The organism is Xanthomonas sp. LMG 8993 (assembly GCF_009835065.2).
Classification (GTDB): domain Bacteria; phylum Pseudomonadota; class Gammaproteobacteria; order Xanthomonadales; family Xanthomonadaceae; genus Xanthomonas; species Xanthomonas arboricola.
Genome location: NZ_QVIF02000002.1, coordinates 579,509 through 593,935, shown reverse-complemented (window position 1 = coordinate 593,935; position 14,427 = coordinate 579,509). Strand labels below are relative to the sequence as shown.

Annotated in this window: 18 protein-coding genes; 15 read left to right on the top strand and 3 right to left on the bottom strand. The window is 67.2% G+C overall.

Annotated elements, in window-relative coordinates; genetic code table 11:
* Window positions 1–816, top strand: coding sequence for a DUF3108 domain-containing protein (locus tag DYQ94_RS05650; protein WP_126965862.1), 816 nt, complete (start codon window positions 1–3; stop codon window positions 814–816).
* A gap of 3 nt (window positions 817–819) precedes the next feature.
* Window positions 820–1,503 (top strand): DUF3108 domain-containing protein, encoded by a 684-nt coding sequence (locus DYQ94_RS05645; RefSeq protein WP_016904621.1) that lies wholly within the window; start codon window positions 820–822, stop codon window positions 1,501–1,503.
* Between the two features lie 210 nt (window positions 1,504–1,713).
* Here DYQ94_RS05645 and DYQ94_RS05640 read toward each other — a convergent pair whose 3' ends face one another.
* The 3 genes from DYQ94_RS05640 to DYQ94_RS05630 all read right to left on the bottom strand — a co-directional run bounded on the left by DYQ94_RS05640 (window position 1,714) and on the right by DYQ94_RS05630 (window position 3,655).
* Window positions 1,714–2,037: an EF-hand domain-containing protein gene (locus DYQ94_RS05640; protein WP_126965861.1), complete on the bottom strand. Its 324-nt coding sequence runs from the start codon at window positions 2,035–2,037 to the stop codon at window positions 1,714–1,716.
* Window positions 2,034–3,308 carry a UDP-N-acetylglucosamine 1-carboxyvinyltransferase gene (murA, locus tag DYQ94_RS05635; protein ID WP_039526178.1) on the bottom strand — a complete coding sequence of 425 codons (1,275 nt, stop codon included), beginning with the start codon at window positions 3,306–3,308 and terminating at the stop codon, window positions 2,034–2,036. The genes DYQ94_RS05640 and murA overlap by 4 nt, the downstream gene beginning before the upstream one ends.
* A gap of 119 nt (window positions 3,309–3,427) precedes the next feature.
* On the bottom strand, window positions 3,428–3,655 hold the full coding sequence (locus tag DYQ94_RS05630) for a BolA family protein (RefSeq protein ID WP_016905061.1): 228 nt from the start codon (window positions 3,653–3,655) through the stop codon (window positions 3,428–3,430).
* 53 nt (window positions 3,656–3,708) lie between these two features.
* On the opposite strand from DYQ94_RS05630, the gene DYQ94_RS05625 reads away from it, so the two are divergent.
* The 13 genes from DYQ94_RS05625 (at window position 3,709) to ptsP (ending at window position 14,284) form a co-directional block, all read left to right on the top strand.
* Entirely contained in the window at window positions 3,709–4,710 is a 1,002-nt protein-coding gene (locus tag DYQ94_RS05625) for a KpsF/GutQ family sugar-phosphate isomerase (RefSeq protein WP_024938742.1), read from the top strand.
* Between the two features lie 49 nt (window positions 4,711–4,759).
* Window positions 4,760–5,308, top strand: coding sequence for a KdsC family phosphatase (locus tag DYQ94_RS05620; RefSeq protein ID WP_160954517.1), 549 nt, complete (start codon window positions 4,760–4,762; stop codon window positions 5,306–5,308).
* Complete coding sequence (gene lptC / locus DYQ94_RS05615; RefSeq protein ID WP_039526175.1) at window positions 5,305–5,880, top strand: LPS export ABC transporter periplasmic protein LptC; 576 nt, start codon at window positions 5,305–5,307, stop codon at window positions 5,878–5,880. Before DYQ94_RS05620 ends, lptC begins: the two co-directional genes overlap by 4 nt.
* Window positions 5,858–6,418 (top strand): lipopolysaccharide transport periplasmic protein LptA, encoded by a 561-nt coding sequence (gene lptA, locus DYQ94_RS05610; RefSeq protein WP_102251576.1) that lies wholly within the window; start codon window positions 5,858–5,860, stop codon window positions 6,416–6,418. Before lptC ends, lptA begins: the two co-directional genes overlap by 23 nt.
* A complete protein-coding gene (lptB, locus tag DYQ94_RS05605) occupies window positions 6,418–7,137 on the top strand; it encodes an LPS export ABC transporter ATP-binding protein (protein WP_126965860.1) in 720 nt (239 codons plus the stop codon). The genes lptA and lptB overlap by 1 nt, the downstream gene beginning before the upstream one ends.
* Before the next feature lie 40 nt (window positions 7,138–7,177).
* Window positions 7,178–8,617 (top strand): RNA polymerase factor sigma-54, encoded by a 1,440-nt coding sequence (locus tag DYQ94_RS05600; RefSeq protein WP_039519777.1) that lies wholly within the window; start codon window positions 7,178–7,180, stop codon window positions 8,615–8,617.
* Window positions 8,618–8,704: 87 nt separating this feature from the next.
* Window positions 8,705–9,022 carry a ribosome hibernation-promoting factor, HPF/YfiA family gene (hpf, locus tag DYQ94_RS05595; protein WP_016904608.1) on the top strand — a complete coding sequence of 106 codons (318 nt, stop codon included), beginning with the start codon at window positions 8,705–8,707 and terminating at the stop codon, window positions 9,020–9,022.
* Window positions 9,023–9,043: 21 nt separating this feature from the next.
* Window positions 9,044–9,502, top strand: a complete 459-nt coding sequence (locus DYQ94_RS05590; RefSeq protein ID WP_026064839.1) for a PTS sugar transporter subunit IIA — start codon at window positions 9,044–9,046, stop codon at window positions 9,500–9,502.
* Window positions 9,499–10,449 carry an HPr(Ser) kinase/phosphatase gene (gene hprK / locus DYQ94_RS05585; RefSeq protein WP_016904610.1) on the top strand — a complete coding sequence of 317 codons (951 nt, stop codon included), beginning with the start codon at window positions 9,499–9,501 and terminating at the stop codon, window positions 10,447–10,449. Before DYQ94_RS05590 ends, hprK begins: the two co-directional genes overlap by 4 nt.
* Complete coding sequence (gene rapZ / locus DYQ94_RS05580) at window positions 10,446–11,318, top strand: RNase adapter RapZ (RefSeq protein ID WP_024938736.1); 873 nt, start codon at window positions 10,446–10,448, stop codon at window positions 11,316–11,318. Before hprK ends, rapZ begins: the two co-directional genes overlap by 4 nt.
* 522 nt (window positions 11,319–11,840) lie before the next feature.
* A complete protein-coding gene (locus tag DYQ94_RS05575; RefSeq protein WP_016904612.1) occupies window positions 11,841–12,233 on the top strand; it encodes a PTS sugar transporter subunit IIA in 393 nt (130 codons plus the stop codon).
* The gene (locus DYQ94_RS05570; protein WP_016904613.1) at window positions 12,226–12,495 is read left to right on the top strand and encodes an HPr family phosphocarrier protein; all 270 of its coding nucleotides are present in this window, start codon (window positions 12,226–12,228) and stop codon (window positions 12,493–12,495) included. The genes DYQ94_RS05575 and DYQ94_RS05570 overlap by 8 nt, the downstream gene beginning before the upstream one ends.
* A gap of 58 nt (window positions 12,496–12,553) precedes the next feature.
* Window positions 12,554–14,284, top strand: coding sequence for a phosphoenolpyruvate--protein phosphotransferase (gene ptsP / locus DYQ94_RS05565; RefSeq protein WP_054591463.1), 1,731 nt, complete (start codon window positions 12,554–12,556; stop codon window positions 14,282–14,284).
* Window positions 14,285–14,427: the final 143 nt, after the last annotated feature.

The following is a 14,427-nucleotide window of genomic DNA, read 5'->3' as shown; positions in this document are numbered from 1 at the left end:
ATGAAACTCCTCCCGATCGCGACCGCGCTGTTGACCACTGCCCTGCTCGCCCCGGCCGGTGCCGGCCGTGCGCAACAGGCGCCTGCCGTGCCTGCGCCAGCGGCCCCTGCTCCAGCTGCGGCGCCGGCCTCTGCAGCGGCCCTGCCTGCCAGCACCTGGACGCCGCCGCCACTGCAACCCTTCGTGGCCACCTACCAGGCGTTCTACCGCGGCAAGGAAGCCGGCGATGCCACCATGCAGGTCAGCAACGGCGAAGGCAGCCAGTGGCGTATCGACATGTCGGTGCGCGGCCGCAAGGGCTTTGCCAGCATCCTGGGACTCAATCTGGAACAGAGCACGGTCTTCCGTGTCGATGGCGACACCTATGTGCCGTTGAGCCAGAGCACGGTGCGCAAGGCAATGTTCTTCGGCAAGAAGGTCACCGGCGTCTACAACTGGCAGACCGCCAGCGCCCAGTGGGACGGCGATTTGAAGAAGGAGCGCCAGCAGGCGATTCCCCTGCAGCGCGGCGACCAGAGCGCGCTGTCGCTGAACCTGTCGCTGATGCGCGACGCGCAACCCGGACGCAGCCTGAGCTATCGCTACGTCGATGTCGGCCGGGTGCGCAAGTACGACTACAAGGTCGCCGATGCCACCGAAGTGGTACAGGTCGGCGACCTGAGCTACGACGCGTTGCGCGTGTACCGCGTCAACAGCGGCGACAACGAAACCATCCTCTGGATCGCCAACGGCGTTCCCACGCCGGTGCGCATCCTGCAACGTGACAAAGGTGAGGATCAGGTCGATCTACGCCTGGTCGAATACCAAGGAGCCTGACCCATGCACACTGTTTCCCGCACCTGTTCGCTGATCGCCGCCGCCGCACTGGCCGTGGCCAGCCTGCCCGCGTTCGCCATGCAGCCGTTCCAGGCCGATTATTCGGCCAACTACATGGGCATGCAGGCCAACGGCACCATGACCCTGGCCGCCGCCGGCGCCAATCAGTGGCGCTATACGCTCACCATCCAGAACCAGCTGGCCAACCTGACCCAGAGCACGGTGTTCGAAGAGAGCAACGGACAACTGCGTCCGGTCAGCAGCAACGACACCTCGTCGATGATGGTCAAGCGCCGCAACGTCACCGCCAACTACGACTGGAAAACCAGCCAGGCGACCTGGGGCGGCGACATCAAGCCGGACCGTCGTGGCCCGGTGAAGTTGCAGCCCGGCGACATGGATGCGCTGCTGATCAACCTGGCCATTACCCGCGACCTGGCCGCCGGCAAGCCGCTGAACTACCGCATGGTCGACGAAGGCCGCATCAAGCCGATGAGCTACAAGGTGGTCGGCAAGGAAACCATCACCGTCAACGGTAAGCAGGAACAGGCGACCAAGGTGTCGCGCGTCGACGGCGACAAGGAATTGATCGCCTGGGTGGTCAAGGACCTGCCGGTGCCGGCGCGCCTGCTGCAGAAGGAAAAAGGCCAGGACGCGCTGGATCTGACCATCAAGGGCCTGCGCTAAGCGCCAGGCACGCCTGGTAGGAGCGTGCCTGCGCGCGACGGGGCTTTATCGGTAACGCCCCGTCGCGCGCGGGCACGCTCCTACCAGGGCATGGGACTTGCTCTCCCGGCATCCTGCCTCCCACAGCGATGAAGAGCCCGGCTGCGAGCCGGGCTTCTTCCTTCCGATCGGCGTGCGGCGGACGCTGCGCAGCACGCAGAAACGCTCGACTCAGGACTTGGCCGCCGCCTTGTCGTTGCCGCTGGAGAACACCGTGCGGCAGTCCACGCGGATCTGCTCGCCGGTGCTGCGCCAGTAGAACAGGTCGCAATGGCGCTTGCCTTCGACGGTCTTCTTGACCGCCACTGCATAGAACGACTGCGCGATCTCGTCGCGGCTGGCAGTTCCGTCGTTGTTCCAGTCCATGTCCTTGAACTCGACGCCCTGGGTGATCGCCATGCCCACCGACCAGGCATAGGCCAGCCACGCCAGGATCAGCACGATCACGCCGAGCAGGATCTTGCGCCGGGTGGTGAAGCGCCCGCGCAGGATCATGCGATGCGCCGGATGGTCGCGCCCAGCGCCCCCAGCTTCTCCTCGATGTTTTCGTAGCCACGGTCCAGGTGGTAGATGCGATCGATGGTGGTGTCGCCGTCGGCGACCAGGCCGGCCAGGATCAACGATGCCGACGCGCGCAGGTCGGTCGCCATCACCGGCGCGCCGCTGAGGCGCTCGGTGCCGCGCACGATCGCGGTATGGCCTTCGACCTGGATATCCGCGCCCAGGCGCAGCAGTTCGTTGACGTGCATGAAGCGGTTTTCGAAGATGGTTTCGTTGATCACGCCCACCCCGTCGGCCACGCAGTTGAGCGCCATGAATTGCGCCTGCATGTCGGTGGGGAACGCCGGATACGGCGCAGTGGTCAGGTTGACCGCACGCGGGCGCTTGCCGTGCATGTCCAGCGTGATGCTGTCGGCAGTGGTGGTGATGCTGGCACCGGCTTCGGTGAGCTTGTCCAGCACCGCGTCCAGGGTGTCCGGACGGGCGCGGCGCACGGTGACGCTGCCGCCGGTCATCGCCGCGGCGACCAGGAAGGTGCCGGTCTCGATGCGATCCGGCAGCACCGCATGGTGTCCGCCGCCCAGGCGCTCCACGCCCTGCACCACGATGCGCGGCGTACCGGCGCCTTCGATCTGCGCACCGAGTGCGATCAGGCAGTCGGCCAAGTCGGTGACTTCCGGCTCCATCGCCGCATTTTCCAGCACGGTGGTGCCTTCGGCCAGCACGGCGGCCATCAGCACGTTCTCGGTGCCGGTGACGCTGACCATATCGAACACGTAGCGGCCGCCCTTCAGGCGCCCGTTGCTGGTGGCCTTGATGTAGCCGTTCTCCACGCTGATCTCCGCACCCAGCGCCTGCAGGCCCTTGATGTGCTGATCGACCGGGCGTGAGCCGATCGCGCAGCCGCCGGGCAGCGACACCTCGGCGGTGCCGTAGCGCGCCAGCAGCGGGCCGAGCACCAGGATCGAAGCGCGCATGGTCTTGACCAGCTCATACGGCGCGACCTGGTGGGTGACCGAGCGCGGGTCGACCAGGATCGAGCGGCCCTTGGCCAGCGTGCCTTCGTCGATGGTGACCTCGGCGCCCAGTTCGCTGAGCAGTTTCACCGTGGTGATCACATCGTGCAGATGCGGCACGTTGCTGATCTCCACCGGCGCATCGGCCAGCAGGGTCGCACACAGGATCGGCAGCACCGCGTTCTTGGCGCCGGAAATATTGACCTCACCGTGCAGCGCTTGGCCGCCGGTCACTACGATTTTTGCCATGGGAGCTTGGGGAATCCGAAAAGGGATGTCGGGGGAATGGGAAGCGTCGCCAGGAGCCGGCCGGGCCGCTGGCAGTCGGGGCGCAGGCGCAGCCCGACCGGCCAGGACCCGGCTGACGCTCAGCCTTCGTCGGGCGTCAGCGTCTTGAGCTGCAGCGCGTGGATCGCGCCGCCCATCAGTTCGCCCAGGGTCGCGTAGACCATGCGGTGGCGCGCCAATGGGGCCTTGCCGGCGAATGCGGGGCTGATCACGGTCGCCTCGAAGTGCACGCCGTCGTCGCCGTGCACGTCGACGCGGGCTTCGGGCAAGCCGGATTCGATGAGTTTACGGATGGTTTCGGCGTCCAAAGGGCGTTTCCTCATAAAATGAGCGCACATTCTACTCTTCACCCGAGTCCCGCATGGCCGTCTCGCACCTGCCCTCCGCCACCGTCAGCGACGCCAGCCTGGTCGCCAGCGGCCAGCGCGTGCTCGAGATCGAGCGCGAGGCGCTGGCCAGCGTGGGCGCGCGGATCGGCAGCGACTTCGCCGCGGCCTGCCGGCTGGTGCTGGCCTCGCGCGGGCGCGTGGTGGCCACCGGCATGGGCAAGTCCGGGCATATCGCGCGCAAGATCGCCGCCACCCTGGCCTCCACCGGCACGCCGGCGTTCTTCGTGCATCCGGGCGAGGCCGGGCACGGCGACCTGGGCATGATCACCGAGGCCGACATCGTGCTGGCGCTGTCCTATTCCGGCGAATCGGACGAGGTGCGCATGCTGCTGCCGGTGCTCAAGCGCCAGGGCAACCCGATCATCGCCATGACCGGGCGCCCGAACTCCTCGCTGGCGCAGGCCGCCGACGTGCACCTGGACGTGAGCGTGTCGGCCGAAGCCTGCCCGCTGCATCTGGCGCCCACCTCCAGCACCACCGCCTCGCTGGCGATGGGCGACGCGCTGGCCGTGGCGCTGCTGGACGCGCGCGGCTTCACCGCCGACGATTTTGCGCGCTCGCACCCGGCCGGCAGCCTGGGCCGGCGCCTGCTGCTGCACATCACCGACGTGATGCACAGCGGCGATGACCTGCCGCGCGTGCGCGAGGACGCCAGCCTGAGCGAGGCGCTGATGGAAATGAGCCGCAAGCGGCTGGGCATGACTGCCGTGGTGGACGCGGACGGGCGCCTGATCGGCCTGTTCACCGACGGCGACCTGCGCCGTGCGCTGGACAGCGACATCGACGTGCGCAGCGCCGGCATTGCCCAGGTGATGACGCGCAACCCGCGCACCATCGGCGCAGACCAGCTGGCCGCCGAAGCCGCACGGCTGATGGAGGATTACAAGATCAACGGTTTGATCGTGGTCGACGCGCAGCAGCGCGCGGTGGGCGCATTGAACATTCACGACCTGTTGCGCGCCAAAGTGGTTTAACAGGTTCAGTTTTCTACCGTTGGAACCCCGTCCTCACCGATTCGTGCCGATGCCCTATTCCCCTCTGCAACACCTGCCCGCCGACATCACCGACCGCGCTGCGCGTATCCGCCTGGCCTGTTTCGACGTCGACGGCACCCTGACCGACGGCCGTCTTTATTACGACCATGCCGGTAACGAGAGCAAGTCGTTCAATGTGCTCGACGGTCAGGGGCTCAAGCAGCTCGACCATGCCGGCATCCATGTCGCGCTGATCACTGCGCGCGCCAGCCTGTCGGCGGAAAAGCGCGGCCAGGATCTGGGCCTGCACATGCAGATCGGGGTCAAGAACAAGCGCCTGGCAGTGCTGGCCCTGTGCCAGGAGCATGGCCTGTCGCTGGACCAGGTGTTGTTCATGGGCGACGACCTGCCGGACCTGCCGGCCCTGCTGGCGGTCGGCCTGCCGGTGGCACCGGCCAATGCGCACCCGTGGATCGCCGAGCGCGTGCAGTGGCATACCCAGGCACGCGGCGGCGAAGGCGCCGCGCGCGAGGTCTGCGATGTGGTGCTGGCCGCGCAGGGTCAGGTCGAGGGCATCATCGAAAGGTTCTCCGCATGAGCTGGAACTGGCGCACCACCCTGGGCGTGGCGCTGTTTGCCGCTGCGGTGATCTCCGGCTGGTCGGCGTGGCAGCAGCGCGCGCGCCCCGTCGCCGCAGCGACGGACGATGCGCGCGCCGACTACGTGCTGCGCGATTTCGAACTGATTGCGCTGGACAAGGAAACCGGCAAGGAATCGATGACGCTGCGCGCGCCGGAGATGCATCGCAACCGCGCCGATCGCACTTCCGAGGTCACCACCCCGGTGTTCCTGCTGCCTGACAACACCAATCAACCGTGGACGCTGCGCTCCAAGACCGGCTGGATCAGCCCCACGGGCGACGAGCTGCGCCTGCGCGGCGATGTCGAGGGCGACAGCCCCACCGGCGGCGCGACCCCGCCGACCACCTTCCGCACCCAGAGCCTGGACGTGTTCCCGAAGCAGAACCTCGCCAAGACCGCGGCCCCGGTGAGCATGAGCCGGCCGGGTATCATGCAGAGCGGGGTCGGCTTCGAGGCCGATCTCAAATCACGCCAGTACAAGCTCCTTTCCCAGGTCAAGACCCGCTATGAACCGAATGCTGCCCGCTAAACTGGCGTTTGCCGCGCTGCTGCTGCCCGCCCTTGCGATGGCCAAGACCAGCGACCGCAATCAGCCGATGGCGATCGACTCCAATGCCAACGATTGCAACATGCTCGACGACAGCGGCAAGTGCCGCTTCAGCGGCAATGTGGTGATCACCCAGGGCACGCTGGAAATCCACGCCGACACCGCCGACATCTTCCAGAAGAACGGCCAGACCGACCGCGTCGTGCTGACCGGCAAGCAGGCCACGCTGAAGCAGCAGATGGACGATGGCGCGATGATGAATGGCCAGGCCGACAACATCGAGTACCAGGTCGCCAACGAAGTCATCGTGCTGACCGGCAACTACAAGGTCGACTCGCCCAAGGGCACCAACGCCGGCCAGCGCATGGTCTACAACACCAAGACCGGCAATATGCAGAGCGGCGGCGACGGCAGCCGCGTGCGCACGATCATCCAGCCCAAGACCGCAGCGCCGGCCGCAGCAGCGCCTGCGGCGACGCCGGCCGCCAAGCCCGCGGCCAAGCCGCAGGGGAAGAAGTAATGCTGGTCGCCACCGGTCTGCGCAAGAAGTACAAGCAACGCGAAGTGGTCAAGGAATTCGGCCTCACGCTCGAGGCCGGCGAGGTGGTCGGCCTGCTCGGCCCCAACGGTGCCGGCAAGACCACCTGCTTCTACATGATCGTCGGCCTGGTCGAGGCCGATGCCGGGCGTATCGAGCTGGACGGCCGCGACCTCACCGCCGAACCGATGTACGCCCGCGCCAAGCTCGGTGTCGGCTATCTGCCGCAGGAGCCGTCGATCTTCCGCAAGCTCACCGTGGCCGACAACATCCGCCTGGTGCTGGAGCTGCGCGAAGAGCTGGATGGCGCCGGCCGCGAGAAGGAACTGATCTCGCTGCTGGAAGAACTGCAGATCACCCATGTGGCCGACCAGCTCGGCGCCAGCCTGTCCGGCGGCGAGCGGCGGCGCTGCGAGATCGCGCGGGCGCTGGCGGCCAAGCCGCGCATGATGCTGCTCGACGAACCCTTTGCCGGTGTCGATCCGATTTCGGTCGGCGAGATCCAGCGCATCATCATCCACCTCAAGGAACGCGGCATCGGCGTGCTGATCACCGATCACAACGTGCGCGAAACCTTGGGAATCTGCGACCGCGCGTATATTCTCGCCGAGGGGGGCGTGCTGGCGCAGGGGGCACCAGATGCGCTGCTAGCCAATCCCGACGTCCGTCGCGTGTATCTGGGGGAAACTTTCCGCCTTTGAGCGCGTCGCCGCGCCATCGATTCTTCCAGTCAGTGCCCGCATGAAAGCCCGGCTCCAGACATCGCTAGGACAGCAGTTGGTCATGACGCCGCAGTTGCGTCAGGCGATCAAGCTATTGCAGATGTCCACCACCGAGCTGGAACTGGAAATCGCCGAAGCGGTGGAGACCAATCCGCTGCTGGAATGGGCCGACGAGGCCGCGCATGCGGCCAACGAGCTGCCGGTGGACGCGTCGTCGGCCGCCTCCACCGACGACACCCCGCGTGAGGAACCGGCACCGGCCGAGCGCGATGACGACTGGTCACAGGACGAACTGCAGTGGACCGGGTCGGGCAGCGGCGGCAGCTTCGACGACGACGAGTCCGGCGATGCGGCCGAGCGCGTAGCCGAATCAGAAACCCTGGCCGACCACCTGCTGTGGCAGCTGCACCTGTCCCCGCTGTCGCCGCGCGACCGCCAGATCGGCGCGCTGCTGATCGATGCGCTGGATGAGGACGGCTACCTGCGCGAGCCGCTGTCGGCGATTCTGGAAACGCTGGCGCTCGGTGCGGCGGTGGACGAGGCCGAAGTGCTGACCGTGCTGCACCAGATCCAGCGCTTCGACCCGGTCGGCGTGGGTGCGCGCACGCTGGGCGAATGCCTGGCACTGCAGCTGGCGGTGCTCGACCCGGCCACTCCGGGGCGCGAGCTGGCGCTGCAGATCGTCGCCGGCCCGCTGGAGCGCCTGCCGCGCAGCGGCGTGGCCGGCCTGGCGCACGAACTCAAGCGCTCCACCGCCGATGTCGAGCAGGCGGTCCAGCTGGTGCGCTCGCTGGACCCGCGCCCGGGTAAGCAGATCGGCGACCTGTCGCAGGACACCTACGTGGTACCGGACTGCGTGATCTGGCGCCAGCGTGGCGTGTGGCGGGCCTCGCTGGCCGGCCGCGCGCAGCCCAAGGTCACCATCCACCGCGGCTACGAGAACCTGATCCGCAGTTGCGGCGAGTCCGACGCCGGCTACCTGCGCGGCCAGCTGCAGGAGGCGCGCTGGTTGCTCAAGAGCCTGGAGGCGCGCGGCGAGACCCTGCTGCGGGTGGTGCGCTGCCTGCTGCAGCACCAGGCCGGGTTCCTGGAATTCGGCGCGCAGGCCCTGCGCCCGCTGACCCTGCGCGAGATCGCCGGCGAGCTCGGCCTGCACGAATCCACCATTTCCCGCGCGATCGCGCGCAAATACGTGCGCACCCCGCGCGGCACCATCGCGCTGCGCTCGTTCTTCGCCTCCGGCATCGACACCGACAGCGGCGGCGAGGCTTCCAGCACCGCCATCCAGGCCATGATCCGGCGCCTGATCGAGGCGGAAAACCCGCGCAAACCGCTGTCCGACGCCAAGTTGGCCGATCTGCTGAAAACTTCCGGCGTACCAGTGGCACGGCGCACCGTTGCGAAGTATCGTGAGGCCATGAACATTTCCGCCTCCCACGAACGCGTCCGTATCGCCTGACGTTGCACCCACCGCAACGCCGGCCTGCGCCGGGTAAGTCGGAGCACCGGAAAGGTTCATTGGCCCACCGACCAATGGAGGTATCCGATGCGTATCGAGACGTATGGCCACCAGCTTGAAGTGACCCCCGCGCTGCGGGAGTACGTGGCAAGCAAGCTGCAGCGACTGCAGCGCCATTTCGACCAGCACTGTGAAGTCCGAACCCAGCTGGCCGTTCGCAAGCCAGACCATCACGTGGTCGCCACCGTCAACCTCCCCGGTCGCACCCTGCATGCAGATGCCAGCGGCTCCAGCATGTATGCGGCCATCGACCTGCTGGTCGACAAGCTCGACCGCCTGGTGCTCAAGCACAAGGAAAAGAAATGTAACCACCATGCACGCGAGGTGCGCGACAATCCCGCATGACGCTTCCCGCTTGATGCCCTCATGCCTTTAACCGATCTGATGGCGGCCGTGCGCACCGTGGTGTCGCCGGCCGCCGATCGCGACACCGTCCTGCATGCCGCCGCCGACCTGCTGTCCTGCCGCCAGGCCGGTGCCGACGAGCTCTACGCCAACCTTTGCGAACGCGAGGCCCTGGGCAGCACCGCCATCGGCCACGGCATCGCCATCCCGCACGGGCGCTGCCCCAACCTCACCGAGCCGCGTGGCGCATTGCTGCGCTTGGACACCCCGGTGGCCTTCGGTGGCGACGAGCCGGTGGACCTGATCTTTGCGATGGCGGTGCCTGCGCACTACACCCACCAGCATCTGATGCTGCTGTCGGAACTGGCCGAGCGGTTTTCCGACGCGGACTTCCGTCAGCAGTTGCGCGCCGCCCCCAATGCCGACGCCTTGATGGCGCTGCTCACCGACGCACCGCCAGCACAGGCCAGCGCCGCATGAATACCAGCATCACCGCACGCGAACTGTTCGACCAGCAACGCGACAAGCTGGCGCTGCGCTGGGTGGCGGGCCAGAAAGGCGAGCACCGCGAGATCGAGGCCGGCAGCAACAACGCACGCCGCCCGTCGCTGGCCGGCTATCTCAACGTGATCTATCCCAACAAGGTGCAGATCCTGGGCACCGAAGAGCTGGCCTGGCTGGACTCGCTGGATGCGCGGCAACGCTGGGAAACCATCGAGAAGATCATCCAGGTGCAGCCGCTGGCACTGGCGATCAGCAAGAACCAGTCCTGCCCGGAAGACCTGCGCGCGGCCGCCGACGAATCCAACACGCCGCTGTGGATCTCGCCCAAGCGCGGCCACGAGTTGCTCAATCACCTCTCCTACCACCTGGCGCGCACGCTGGCGCCGCGGGTCACGCTGCATGGCGTGTTCATGGAGATCTATTCGATCGGCGTGCTGATCACCGGCGAGGCCGGTTCGGGCAAGAGCGAGCTGGCGCTGGAACTGCTCAGCCGCGGTCACCGGCTGGTGGCCGACGACGCGCCCGAGTTCACCCAGATCGCCCCCGACGTACTCGACGGCACCTGCCCGGAACTGCTGCAGGACCTGCTGGAAGTGCGCGGCCTGGGCGTATTGAACGTGCGCGACATGTTCGGCGACACCGCGGTGAAGAAGAACAAGTACCTGCGCCTGATCGTGCACCTGACCCGCCCGATGACCGAGCCCACCCCGTCCGGCTACGAACGCCTGACCGGCGATTCCGGCAGCCGGCACGTGCTGGATCTGGACGTGCCGCTGATCACCCTGCCGGTGATGCCCGGGCGCAATCTGGCGGTGCTGACCGAAGCGGCCACGCGCCTGCATATCCTGCGCACCAAGGGCATCGACCCGGCGGCGATGTTCATCGCCCGCCACAGCAACCTGCTGGAGCGACGCACGCCATGAGTACCGCGCCCTCCACGTTGATGATCGTGAGCGGGCTGTCCGGCTCGGGCAAATCGGTCGCGTTGAAGACCTTCGAGGATCTGGACTACTACTGTTCGGACAACCTGCCGGTGGAGCTGCTGCCGGATTTCGTGCGCAGCCGCCTGCGCGGCAATCCGCTCGGCGACCAGCGCCTGGCGGTGGGCATCGATGTACGCAGCCGCAGCGACCTGACCCAGCTGGCGCAATGGCGCCAGGCCGCGCAGGAATACGGCATCGAGGCGCGGCTGCTGTTTTTCGAGGCCGGCGACGAGGCGCTGATCAAGCGCTACGCCGATACCCGCCGCCGCCACCCGCTCAGCCATCTGGGCCTGGCCTTGCCGGAAGCGATCACCCGCGAGCGGCAGTTGACCGAACCGCTGCGCACGCAGGCCGATGCCATCATCGACACCAGCGCGCTCAATGTGCACCAGCTGCGTCGCCGCGTGGTCACCGAGTTCGCGCTCGGCAGCAGCGACCGGCTGTCGCTGCTGTTCGAATCGTTCGCCTACAAACGCGGCGTGCCGGCCGAGGCCGACTTCGTGTTCGATGCGCGCGTCCTGCCCAATCCGCACTGGGACCCGGAACTGCGCCCGCTGACCGGCCGCGATGCCGGCGTGCGCGAGTATCTGGACAAGGAACCGGACGTGGTGCGCTACAGCGCGCAGATCGTGGACCTGCTCGATACCTGGCTGCCACGGCTGCGCAACGACACCCGCAGCTACGTGACCATCGCCTTCGGCTGCACCGGCGGCAAGCACCGCTCGGTGTATCTGGCCGAACGCATGGCGCGGCATGCGCGCGAGCAGGGCTGGCCGGAGGTGGCGACGTTTCACCGTGAGCAGGATTGAAGGGCTGGGATTGGGGAATCGGGATTGGGGAATCGTCAAAGCGGTGTCATGCGGCTTGGAATGTGCGAACGGTCGGTGACAGCTGTGCTTTGAAGCTTGGCCTTGCGGGTTGGCCTCGGCATCGGGTCCCTGCCCCGCGCTTGCTGTCGAGGCTTTGATCTTGGTGGCTCATTTGGAGCTGCAGGCCGTCCTTGTCACTGCTGCTTCCCTGTCTTGCTGCGGGCGCAGATTGTTCGGCCTGGCGCAGGCAGTGGGTCTGCGGGAAAAACTTTGATCGGTGCATTTTGTCGGCGCGTTCTGATCGGGGACTGCCTGGCAAGCGCGCGCTGCAGCGTTCGCTTGTGATGCGGTTCGCATTGGCAGACTGCGGGCGTCGCGATCATTGCCATGCGGGCAGCGGCGCGCTTGCTGCGTGCGCTGCACGCGACACGCTGCAGCGGTCCTAAACGGCTATTCATTTCGCAACACATCGGTGCCGGCAAACGCTATCGCGCGGTCATGCCGACCTGTTAACGTTTCGGCATGGCCTGTGGCATTCTCCTCATTACTCATCCCGGCATCGGCGCGGCGTTGTTGAACGTGGCGACGGGGCTGTTGCGGCAGTTGCCGCTGAAGACCGAAGCGTTCGATGTGCCGCTCGATGCAGACCTGGACGCCTTGCTGCCCCAGGCCTCGTCGGCGATGCGACGGGTCGACAGCGGCGACGGCGTGCTGGTCATGACCGACCTGTACGGCGCCAGCCCCAGCAATCTCGCCAGCCGGTTGGCAAAGCTCGGCACGCCGGTTCGCCGGGTGTCCGCGCTCAGCCTGCCGATGCTGCTGCGGGTGATGAACTACCCCGAACAAGGATTGCAGGAGCTGCCCGCCACCGCGGCGGCAGGCACCCGCAACGGAGCGATCATCGACGATGCTTGAACGCGAACTCATAGTTTCCAACCGACTCGGACTGCATGCGCGGGCAACCGCCAAGCTGGTGCAGACGCTGTCGTCCTATCGCAGCAACGCCACCCTGGCGGCCAAGGGCCGCGAGGTGAATGCCAAGAGCATCATGGGCGTGATGCTGCTGGCCGCCGGCCAGGGCACCAGCGTGGTGGTGCGGCTGGATGGCGAGGACGAAGCGCAAGCGCTGCAGGCGCTGGTGGACCTGTTCGAGCGTCGTTTCGACGAGGACAGCTGAGCATGCGCCGCGTCGGTGCGGGGCTGACCGACAGGGCGCGTCCGCGCCAGGGCCGCACATGAGCCTGCGTTTGCGTGGACATGCCGCCTCGCGCGGCAACGCACTCGGACGCGCGCGCGTGCGCCAGAGCCACACGCTGGAAGTGGCCGAGCAACGCGTGCCCGCCAGCCAGGTGGAAACCCAGCTGCAGCGTCTGCACGTGGCGATCGAGGCAGCACGCACCGAGATGCAGCAGCTGCGCGACCGCCTGCATGGCGCGCTTGCGCGCGAGGTTGGCGAGTTCCTCGAACTGCATGCGCTGCTGCTCGACGACCCGGAGCTGTTGCAAGGCCTGGACGAGTTGATCCGCACCCACCGCTACAGCGCCGACTACGCCTTGCGCGTGCAGCGCGACCGGTTGGCGGCGGTGTTCGACGGCATGGAGGACGCCTACCTCAAGAGCCGCATGGACGACCTGGATCACGTCATCGGCCGCATCCATGCGTTCTTGCACAAGCGCGCGCCCGACCTCAAGGGCGTGGCCGGCGAGATCCTGGTCTGCGACAACGTGGCGCCGTCGGAGCTGGCGCAGCTGCAGGCGCAAGGGGTGGTCGGCATCGTCACCACCGCCGGCAGCGCGCTGTCGCACAGCGCGATCCTGGCGCGCAGCCTGCACCTGCCGCTGGTGGTGGGGGTGAGCGATGCGGTCCAGCGGATCGACGATGGCGACGTATTGATCGTCGATGCCGGCTCCGGCCAGGTGATCGTCGACCCCAAGCCCGAGCATCTGCGCGACTACCGCGAGCGCCTGCGCGCGCTGGCCAAGGAACAGCGCGAACTGGGACGACTGCGCTCCAAACCCACGCGCACACGCGACAACGTCGATATCACGCTGCTGGCCAATGCCGAATCGCTGGAGGACGTGGCCAGGGCGCACGCGCTCGGCGCCAGCGGCCTTGGCCTGTATCGCACCGAGTTCCTGTTCCTGCAGCGCAGCGAGTTGCCGGACGAAGAAGAACAGTTCCACACCTATCGCGACACCGTGCTGGGCATGAGCGGGCGACCGGTCACCATCCGCACCCTGGATCTGGGCGCCGACAAGGCCGACCGCACCGGCCTGACCTTGAGCGATGAGGACAACCCGGCGCTGGGCTTGCGCGGGGTGCGGTTGTCGCTGGCCCGCCCTGCGGTGGCGCAGGCGCAGTTGCGCGCGATCCTGCGCGCCTCCGGCTACGGACCGGTGCGCATCCTGGTGCCGATGGTCAGCGGCCGCGAGGAGGTCCAGTTGCTGCGCCGGCAGATCAAGAAGCTGGCCGCGCAATTGCGCGAACAAGGCCACGAGATCGCCGAGCACATTCCGCTGGGCGCGATGATCGAAGTGCCGGCTGCGGCCCTGGCGCTGGACTGCTTTATCGACGACATCGATTTCCTGTCGATCGGTACCAACGATCTGGTGCAGTACCTGCTGGCGGTGGATCGCAACAACGAGGCATTGGGCGAGCTGTATTCGCCGTTGCATCCGGCGGTGCTGCGCCTGATCGCGCAGGTGATCGCCACCGGGCGCGCCTACGCCAAGCCGGTGGCGGTGTGCGGCGAGATCGCGGGCGACCCGCGCTTCGTGCCGATGCTGCTGGCGCTGGGGCTCACCGAGTTCAGCCTGCATCCGGCCACGCTGCTGGAAGTGCGCCGTGCGGTGCGCGACATCCACCTGGGCGAGTTGCGCGTGCAGGGCGACAAGCTGCTGCGCGCGCGCGACCGCAAAGGCATCGAGAAGTGGCTGGCTACTGTCGCGCAGGGCCTGGCGCGCTGAGCGATCGCGTCATCGCGCAGGCGATGTTCTAACGCGTTGCGAGCGGCACTGTATGTTTCGTCACCGTGCGCAAGCGATAATGCCGTGCTGACTCAGCAGCGCGTCTTCCATCGGGACGTGTCCACTCTTCCAGGGAGCCGCGC